Annotated in this window: 9 protein-coding genes; 2 read left to right on the plus strand and 7 right to left on the minus strand. The window is 62.0% G+C overall.

Annotated features, from left to right (window positions below):
• Positions 1–309: 309 nt before the first annotated feature.
• Entirely contained in the window at positions 310–729 is a 420-nt protein-coding gene (locus tag H290_RS0127110; protein WP_020110008.1) for a hypothetical protein, read from the minus strand.
• 398 nt (positions 730–1,127) lie between these two features.
• On the opposite strand from H290_RS0127110, the gene H290_RS0127120 reads away from it, so the two are divergent.
• Both H290_RS0127120 and H290_RS0127125 read left to right on the plus strand, forming a co-directional pair.
• Positions 1,128–2,714 carry an AMP-binding protein gene (locus H290_RS0127120; RefSeq protein WP_020110010.1) on the plus strand — a complete coding sequence of 529 codons (1,587 nt, stop codon included), beginning with the start codon at positions 1,128–1,130 and terminating at the stop codon, positions 2,712–2,714.
• Positions 2,715–2,798: 84 nt separating this feature from the next.
• Complete coding sequence (locus H290_RS0127125) at positions 2,799–3,890, plus strand: phosphotransferase (RefSeq protein WP_020110011.1); 1,092 nt, start codon at positions 2,799–2,801, stop codon at positions 3,888–3,890.
• 84 nt (positions 3,891–3,974) lie between these two features.
• Here H290_RS0127125 and H290_RS0127130 read toward each other — a convergent pair whose 3' ends face one another.
• From H290_RS0127130 to H290_RS0127155, 6 genes are all read right to left on the minus strand, one after another.
• The gene (locus tag H290_RS0127130) at positions 3,975–4,709 is read right to left on the minus strand and encodes a TetR/AcrR family transcriptional regulator (RefSeq protein ID WP_020110012.1); all 735 of its coding nucleotides are present in this window, start codon (positions 4,707–4,709) and stop codon (positions 3,975–3,977) included.
• A gap of 127 nt (positions 4,710–4,836) precedes the next feature.
• On the minus strand, positions 4,837–6,180 hold the full coding sequence (locus tag H290_RS0127135; RefSeq protein ID WP_020110013.1) for a cytochrome P450: 1,344 nt from the start codon (positions 6,178–6,180) through the stop codon (positions 4,837–4,839).
• Positions 6,181–6,184: 4 nt separating this feature from the next.
• Positions 6,185–6,379, minus strand: a complete 195-nt coding sequence (locus tag H290_RS0127140) for a ferredoxin (RefSeq protein ID WP_028463758.1) — start codon at positions 6,377–6,379, stop codon at positions 6,185–6,187.
• Positions 6,380–6,393: 14 nt separating this feature from the next.
• Positions 6,394–6,849 (minus strand): nitroreductase family deazaflavin-dependent oxidoreductase, encoded by a 456-nt coding sequence (locus tag H290_RS0127145; protein WP_020110015.1) that lies wholly within the window; start codon positions 6,847–6,849, stop codon positions 6,394–6,396.
• Between the two features lie 14 nt (positions 6,850–6,863).
• Entirely contained in the window at positions 6,864–7,634 is a 771-nt protein-coding gene (locus H290_RS0127150; protein ID WP_020110016.1) for an SDR family NAD(P)-dependent oxidoreductase, read from the minus strand.
• A 48-nt stretch (positions 7,635–7,682) separates the two neighbouring features.
• Positions 7,683–9,155 (minus strand): aldehyde dehydrogenase family protein, encoded by a 1,473-nt coding sequence (locus H290_RS0127155; protein WP_020110017.1) that lies wholly within the window; start codon positions 9,153–9,155, stop codon positions 7,683–7,685.
• Positions 9,156–9,297: the final 142 nt, after the last annotated feature.

The raw sequence follows: 9,297 nt of genomic DNA on the forward strand, positions 1-9,297 counted from the left end.
ATGGACACGGAACCGGTATGGACCGCCGATCTCCCTGTAACTAGAATCACACTCTCGTACAGTATAGAACGACGTTGCCGTTTGCAACGAAAACGGAAACCCCAACCAAATAGCCGACCGCCCGGACCCGGCGAGCGTTCGCTCCACGTCGATTCACATATTCGCAGCCGTGGTCAAATTGCTTGTCTACGAACATATTTGACAGACTCGCACGTGACCTTCAGTGACACACAGCAGCGGCACACCGCCCACAGCGATGCGCCGCCACACCAGGCCCGTGCATCACAGGCCACGCCGTTACGTACGGTTTCAGGTTGACTCAGTGGCCGATTTCGCGGCCATGTCAGCCGTCCTTTGCATCGCGTCCATGCACTGCTGCAATGCGTACGCGGGATTGAACTCCAGATGATTGGTCGGTTCGCTGTACTTCAGGACGTGGCCCGCCGGAATGAAGTAGACCTCGCCCGCCGAGATCACTTCGTCGGGCTTGCCGGTGTTCGGGTAGACCGCTGTGATGGCACCTTCGAACACATAGCCATAGTGGGGACAAGGGCACACGCCACCAGGTAGTCCACCGATCCTGTTCAGCTCGGTGGTGTCAACGGGGGTCGAGGTGGTGGTGTAACCCACCTCCAGGTCTCCCCACTGCACGGATCGGAAGCGATCGTTGGATGCGGGCCATCGCCCGCCTCCACCGTTGGGGAGATCAGCCGGCTTGGCATGTGGCATGGTGTTGTCCTTTGGTCGACTCGGTATTCAGTGACCCCACGCGGGCGGTCTGCGAGTTCGCGACGAGGGTCTGGAATGCGGCGGAACAGCCGTCTCGCCAGAGCGAGAATGCCATACCGATGCGCACCATACCGCCACATCAATCGATTTTGTCAAGGCGGGCACCGGATCTCGTCCACGCACATGCGCCGAACGGATCTGCGAACAGAGATTTCGCGAAACACTCTGATTCTAACAATCACTAGAGTATGGTTCTCGTCATCGGAGAGAGCACGGTTCTCCCGACTACTCCGCACTGGCCGTAACACGGATCCAGACATCGGCAGGCGCCGTCACGCCCTGACGGACAAGAAAACGCTGGTGTCACTTGATATTTCGAAGGGAGATCGAACAATCTCATGCGAACTATTCCCGCTGAGCTGACCCGGCGATATGAGTCCGAGGGGTGGTGGACAGACGAGTCCATCGGGACGATGCTCGCGGGCGGACTTGAAGCCAACCCTGACGTCACGTTCCGGGTGCATTCCACGGTGCGCCCTTACGAGGGAACATTCCGCGAGGTCGAACTGGTGGCCCGAAAGCTCGCCGCGGGGCTGAAAGCCCGCGGCGTGGGTCCCGGTGACGTCGTGGTCATGCAACTTCCCAACTGGATGGAGGCGGCGGCGACGTTCTGGGCATCGTCGTTTCTCGGCGCCGTGGTGGTGCCCATGGTGCACTTCTATGGCCCGAAAGAACTGCGATTCGTGCTCGCAGAGACCAAACCACGGGTGTTCATCACCGCCAAGCAGTTCGGTCGCATGTCCTATGACCCCGATGTCAGCGCGAACGTGCCCATAGTCGGTGTGGTGGGTGCCGGATTCGACGACCTTCTGGATGACGAGCCCCTGATCGGCACCCTCGAGGTGGACCCCGCGAATCCGGCTGTCATCGCTTTCACCTCCGGGACCACCCGCGACCCCAAAGGTGTCATTCACAGCCATCAGACACTCGGATTCGAAACCCGCCAACTTCTGGCGAACTACCCTGCTGACCGTGGCGCCCAGCTCACGGCGCTACCGGTAGGACACTTCATCGGGATGGTGAGCGCTCTACTCACCCCCGTGCTCGAGGGTGTGTCTGTCGATCTGCTCGACCAATGGGATCCGGCCCGGGTGCTCGAACTGATCGACAGTCACGGAGTGGCCATTGGTGGCGGTCCTCCCTATTTCGTGACGAGTCTCGTCGATCAACCCCACTTCAATCCCGAACACCTGGACTACCTCAAGTACATGGGACTCGGCGGATCCTCGGTTCCCGGAACGGTCACACGTCAACTCGCGGACCTCGGGATCTGTGTCGCGCGCTCTTACGGTAGTACCGAGCATCCCTCGATCACCGGTTCACAGTTCACCGCGCCAGAGGGTAAGCGGCTATATACCGACGGTGAACCACGCCTCGGCGTCGAGATCAGACTCGGTGAGGACGGTGAGATCTTCAGCCGGGGTCCAGATCTGTGCCTCGGTTACACCAACGACTCACTGACCGAGATTGCCTTCGACACCGACGGTTGGTACCGCACCGGCGATGTCGGCGCGCTCGACGAAGATGGTTACCTGACCATCACCGATCGCAAGTCGGACTTGATCATCCGAGGTGGCGAGAACATCAGTGCCGTGGAGGTCGAGGACGTCCTGTTGTCGATGCCCGCGGTCGCGGAGGCGGTGGTCGTCGCCGGCCCCGATGACCGGCTCGGCGAACATGCCACCGGGGTTATGCGACTGCGGCCGGACCACGACGCCCCCACCCTCGAAGATGTGCGAGCCCATTTCGAGCGGGCCGGGATGGCCCGGCAGAAATGGCCCGAAGAACTCTTCGTGGTCGACGAACTGCCACGCACCGCCAGCGGCAAGGTGCAAAAACATGCTGTGCGCCAAAGCATCCCGGACCTCCGGGCAGCTGGCGATGAGGTTGGTCGCAGCAGTGGAAAATCGGCTGGACGAGTATGAGTCCGATAGACGAAGCCATAGCAGGATAGAGGTAACAATGAGCGATCGATCAGCACCGGCCGGCGTACCCACGAGGGTCCTGTCGTGAGCACCTCCGTGGCCGTCCCGGTTCCGGAGACCCTTGACACGGCACAGTCACCGGAATGGCTCACTGCCGCACTACAACGGCGATTTCCGGGGATCAAGATCCTCGGAGTCACACCGGGACCGGTTGTGTCCCGAGTGTCCACCAACGCCAGATTCACCATCGAGTATTCCGGCACCACGTCGCCGGGTCCATCACGATCACTATGCGTGAAGGGCTATTTCAACGAGATCGGTCAGGCCGCCCGCTACATCGGCGAATCGGAGACATACTTCTACCGCGATCTGGCCGACGCTGTTGGTGTTCGTACGCTGACCTGCCTGTATGCGGAGGTTGACCCCGTCACCCGCCACGGTGTGGTCATCACCGAAGATCTTGTCGCCGAGGGCGGTGAGTTTCTCGACGCCAGTAGCGCTTACACACCGGAGCAGACCGCCTCGACCCTGGGCGACATGGCGCGGCTACATGCGGCGACGTGGAACAACCCCGACTGGGCGGACCAACCATGGCTGGCGTCCCGAATCGGCAAGACCCTGACCCTCTGGGGTGACGACGGCGTGATGTCGAGGATTGGCGCGAATATGTTCGGCGCCAATGCAAGTGGTGTTCCTCAGGAGATTCGCGACCCGAAACGGATAGTGGACGCGTATCGGAACGTGGTTACTCATTCCAAGGCAGCTGTGGCCGATAGAACGTTGCCCTGGTGCGTGATTCACGGCGACAGTCACCCCGGAAACCTCTTTCTCGACCCCGCGGGTCGACCGTCGTTGTTCGACTGGCAGCTCGTGCAGCGTGGAATGTGGTATCTCGATGTCGGCTATCACATTGCCGCCACTCTCAGTGTCGAGGATCGTCGTCGATCTGAAGACGAACTGCTGCGACATTACCTGCAGAGCCTCGCCGATCTCGGGGTCGAACCGCCGCCGTTCGAGACGGCACGGCGTGCACTTGGTCTCGGAATCGTGCACGGGTTGTATCTGTGGAGTATCACTGCCGAGGTCGAGCCGCGACTGATCGAGATCCTCCTGCATCGCCTGGGCACAGCAGCCGCCGATCAAGAAGCACTGACGCAGGCACTCGCACTCCACTAGAAACCGACTCGCCGACATCGAGCTGCTCGATGTCGGCGAGTCGGCTATGGGGCGATGAATTACCAACTCCCCCAACTTCTTCCCTCAGGTCACCTGTCGTTTTGCCGTGGTCCGGCGGCGCGGCGTTGCCGGGGCCGGTGTGGGACGCCCACGGTCCAACGCTGCCTTGCAAAAGCCCCACAGGTACTCGGTTGTCTGTTCCGGATCGCCGGTGAAGACCCCCAGAGCGAACTGGTGGTAGAAGGACATCACGAGGTTCTGGACGATCTGCGCATCGCGTTCGGCGTCGATGATGTGAAGGGCGCCGGCTTCGGAAGCGGCGCGGAGGGCTTCCTCCAGCAGGATGAAATATGGCGCCGTGACCAGGGCAACATCGGCGGGGTGATCGACCTGTAGGCGAAGGTGTTCCCGGACGATTGCCGCACCCATCAGACTCCGCTCACGAGAGGCACGGCCGGAGGCCGGCGCAACGATCAGGGCGTGGACCTTTTCGAGCGGATCTGAGATCTCGGCGATAGCTTTTTCGATGAGTTCGACCGACGACCGAATCTCTTCTTCCAGGATCGCGAGCACCAGGAGGTCCTTGGTTTCGAAATGTCGATACACCGTCTGTAGCGCCACCCCGGCCCGGACGCTGACCTGTTTCATCGTGAACTGGAAACTGCTTGTCTCATTGAACAACTGTCGACCGGCGGCAATGATCTCCCGCGCTGTCACAAGCTGGCGGGTCGCGGTCTTCTCTTGTGCGCGAATAGCAGAGCGATCGAGCGCACGCGTCTCCCACGTCGCTTGAGCCTGACCTTTCGAAGCGTCTTTCACCCTTGACCACCCTTTTGGTTGTGTTCCCCTCGACCCTAACCCGTCAGATACAGCTGTTGCGCCAGCAACCGCCGAACAGAGTTACACTACCTAGTTAGAGCTGCTCGGGGTCGGTCGCCTCCGCGTCTCACCTCGGCGCTGCACCCGGCTCGGCGAGACGTTGCTCGTCGATGATGACCTGGAGTTTTGCGAGGGTTTCGCCCAAACCGGCACCGAGGCGGGGCCCAGGCGAAAACGTCGCGGGAAGTTGGCGCATCCCCTGGATGGTGCCGACGGACTCGTAGTGCACCGCACCTTCGGGATCGCAGAGGTAGTCGGGCATCCGATCGAGCACCGCGAGCAGCATCCGCTTGAACAAGGTGCGGGCCAGGTTCGAGCCGATGCAGCGATGAATTCCCAAGCCAAAGCTGAAGTGCCGGTTCGCCGTCCGAAGAAGGTCGACCTCGTTCGGGGCGTCGAAGAGTTCCGGATCGCGGTTGGCCATCGTCCAGGACAGCCACAACCGCTCGCCTTCGCGGATCTCGACACCGTTGTACTCGCAATCGGCGGCGAAGGTGCGTCCGGCGCCGGCCAGCGGCGTGTAAAAACGCAAGAACTCTTCGGTTGCCGAGTTCAGCATCACGTCGCGGTCCTCGCTCAGGAGAGTGCGTTGATCAGGATTCTGCGACAGCCATTCGAAAGCATGTGAGGACAGCGCCGTCGTGGTGTCGAACCCGCCACCGATGAGCAGGCTGAGGATGCCGAGCACCTCGGCGTCGTCGGGCTGCTCACCATCGACCTCGGCCCGCACGAGCGCATCGATCATGCCGGGACGTGGCTTCTCCCGGATCTCGGTGACGCTGGCCCGGAGGTCAGCGCCCATCACCTTCTTGAGCTCACCGATCCGCTCCATGTCTGGCGAGTTCGGCGGGGTGTAGATGGACGCGTGGACCGGCTCGCAGTAGACGGACCACTTCTCGATCGGGATGCCGAGCATCCCCAGGGTGATCACTGCAGGCACGATGTTGACCAGGTCATCCACAAAGTCGATGGAGCCGGACTCGATCTTCTCGTCCAGGGAGGCCCGGATCACCTCGTCGATGATCGGATGCCACTTCTTGATTCCCGCAGGTGACAGGAAGGGATTGAGAATCGCGCGATACTTCCCGTGCTCGGGCTCGTCCATCTCGGCTATACCGCCTCGAATACTCGTCACGTTCGCTGCGGTAGGGATGGTGACGCCCTTGTACCCGTTGCGCTTACCCCGAACATCGTGGTCGCTGGAGACGTCGGCCGAGCGCGCAAACGTGAAGTTCGCGTCGGCGGTGGCGGCAACCCAGTGTCCGCCGTGAGTATCCGACCATGCCACCGGACATTTGGACTGCATCTCTTCGGTGATGTCCAAGAAGCTGTCGCGAAACTCAGGACCGTGACGCTCGAAGTGAAACGTCGGTTTCCTGCGGGCAGTGACCGCTGCATTGTCGTCGCTCATGATCTCAATCCTCTTCTGCGATGGCTTGTTCGGGGCAGGAGCTCCGGGCGTCGCGTACTTGCGATTCCATACCTTCCGGGACCGGGTCGGTGATGACGGAGGCGTGCCCGTCAAAGTCGCTGAGCTCGAAGACTTCTGGGGCTGCCATTGCACACAGGGTGTGCCCCTGGCAGCGTTGCGGGTCGACTCGTACCTTCATGATTGTTCTCCCGGTTATTGTGTGGGTGTCCGTCGGAGGACGACGACGGGAATACGTCGGTCGGTCCGCTGTGCGTATACGTTGTAGTTCGGCCACGCGTCGGCGGCGAGGTTCCACAGTCGGGTGTATTCGTCGCCCTCAGCAACGTGCGCGTGCGCCGGGAAACGTTCTGCCAGAACCTGAACCGTGACCTCTGGCTCAACCAACAGATTCTCGTACCAGTTGGGAGCTTTGGGAGCTCCACCTTTGGATGCAATGACGATGAAATCCTCGCCGTCCCGTGCGTAGATGAGTGGGGTCTCGCGGGGCTCTCCGCTCGTGCGTCCGATGGTGGTCAGCAGCAGACACGTCACCCCGTTCCAGATGTGCCCTTCTTCACCGTTGGTTGCCCGGTAGAGCGCGGTGTGCTCGGCGTTGCGCAGGGTCAGGTTCTGTGGTTGATACTGGGTCTCGTTGCTATCTGTGGTCATATTCGCTCCTTGGGCTATCGCGCGACGTATCCGCCGTCGACCGGCATGACGACGCCGGTGATGTTGCGTGCGTTGTCGGTGGCGAAGAAGAGCGCCGCTGCCGCAACGTCTTCCGGAGTAATGTTCCGGCCCAACGGATGTTGTTGAGCAACCCTTTCGAATGCGGCCGTCTGGGTGGCCTCGTCGGCGGGGATGTCCATGAAGTTGGTCGTGGGCATCCCGGCCGGACAGACGGCGTTGACCCTGATGTCGTGCGGCGCAGATTCGATGGCAACTGCCCGGGTGAGCTGGATGACACCGCCCTTGGTGGCGCCGTAGACGGTGCCGCCCCAGCCCACGAGGCCCGCCACGGAGGCTGTGTTGATGATCGATCCGGGTGAGCCCTGGGCTCGAAACTGCCGCACTGCATGTTTGGTACCCAGGAACACGCCCTTGAGATTGATCGACATCAGTCGATCGAAGTCCTCGACGGTGTGGTCCTCGAACCGGAGGCCGGGACGCGGGGTGGCGACACCGGCGTTGTTGTACATGACGTCAAGGCGACCGTATTCGCGCACGGTGGCCTCGATGGCTGCGATCACCTCGGCCTCCTGCGTGACATCACAGTGCACGGCAATCGAATTGCCGCCCGCCGCCTCGATCAGCCGGACCGTTTCCTTGGCCCATTCGTCGTTGACGTCTGCGCACACGATGTTGCCGCCCTCGCGGGCGAACAGGAGTGCGGCAGCCCTGCCGACACCTGACCCCGCCCCGGTGATGACAATTGACTTACCTTTGAGCTGCATTACTGAGATCTCCTAGTGGTGGTAGGTTTTGCGACGCGAATCCCGCGGTCACCAATTGCTCACACTGAGATGCTTGATCTCCTGGTACGCGCGCAGTCCGTCGACTCCGCGCTCGCGCCCGAGACCGCTCTGTTTGTAACCGCCAGATGATGCGAACGCACTCGCACCAAGCCCGTTCACGTTGACCGCGCCGGCCCGAATCCGGCGCGCTACTGCTGTTGCCGCAACCAGATCGGGGCTGTAGACCTGCCCCGACAACCCGTACGGCGAGTCGTTGGCGATGGCGACCGCCTCATCGACCGTGTCGTAGCCGATCACCGTGACCACAGGCCCGAAGATCTCGTCCTGCGCTGCGGGGTTGGAGTTGTCCGGGACGTCGAGGATCGTCGGTTCGAAGAAGTAGCCGCGGGGCAGTGACTTCGGGCGCTGTCCGCCGGTCACCACACGTCCACCGGCTGCCACCGAACGCTGCACATACGATTCGCACCGATCCCGCTGGGCAGCGGAAATCAGTGGCCCCATCAGGGTGGAGTCGTCAGCAGGGTCGCCGATGGTCAACCGGGAGGCGATTGCTGCACCCTTCTCCAGGACCTCGTCCTTGCGGTCATGCGGTACAAGCATGCGGGTCGCCGCCACGCACGCCTGCCCGGCGTGATTGGCGAAAACGGTGGGGAAACCCATGGGGGCCCGGTCCACCGCGTCGGGGAGATACAGCTGGACGGACTTGCCGCCGAGCTCGAGCATCACGCGCTTGGTGGTATCGGCGGCCTGCCGCATGATCGTCTTTCCGACCTGTGTCGAGCCGGTGAAGCTGATCTGGTCGACCGCCGGATGTGTGGTCATCAGCGCAGAACCCTCGAAGCCGGCCTCGACGACCACGTTGAGAACACCCGGCGGCAACCCTGCGGCCTCGGCCGCCTCGCCGAAGACCAACGCGGACAACGGTGTGAACGGACTGGGACGCAGCACCACGGTGTTACCGGTGAGCAGGGCGGGGATCGCCTTCCACGCATTGATCCAGAATGGGCAGTTGTACGCCGAGATGCACGACACCACACCCACCGGCTCGTACGCCATCACGCTCAGCCCCACCGAGTTCGCCGCAATCGCGAGATCGAGTGGCCGCGGGCTGTATTCCTGTTCCGGCAGCGACAGATACAGGTCGACCGTCTGCCGCATCTGAACGATCGCGTGATCCAACTGCGCCGAACCGAGCATCCGAGTGGTTGCGCCGGCCTCCTGCTGGATGGTCTGGCCGAGTTCGTCGCGATGCTCTTCGAAGTAGTCGAGCATCCGGAGAACCAGGCGAACCCGGTCCCGGCGATCGGACCGCGCCCAGTCGTCGGTGTCGAACGCCCGGCGGGCGGCGAGAATGGCTGCCTCGACCTGCCCCACCGAAGTGGTCTCGACCTCGGTGACCGCTTCTTCGGTCGCGGGATTGAGAACGGTCAGCGGGTCACCCTCTCCGACAGTGAATTTGCCGTCGATATACGGCGATCTGGTGCTGATGATCTTGCTCATGGGTCTCTCTTCCAGATTCGAGCTCGATGGGTCAGGCTCGGACGGATGGGACGGTGGGGGTGAAGCGGTACAACTTCTCGGCGTTACCACGAAGAAGCTTGTACTGGGTGGCCTCAGGCAGATGCTGGATCTGCTTACGCGC

Origin of the sequence: Nocardia sp. 348MFTsu5.1 (assembly GCF_000383535.1) — a bacterium.
GTDB lineage: Bacteria > Actinomycetota > Actinomycetes > Mycobacteriales > Mycobacteriaceae > Williamsia > Williamsia faeni.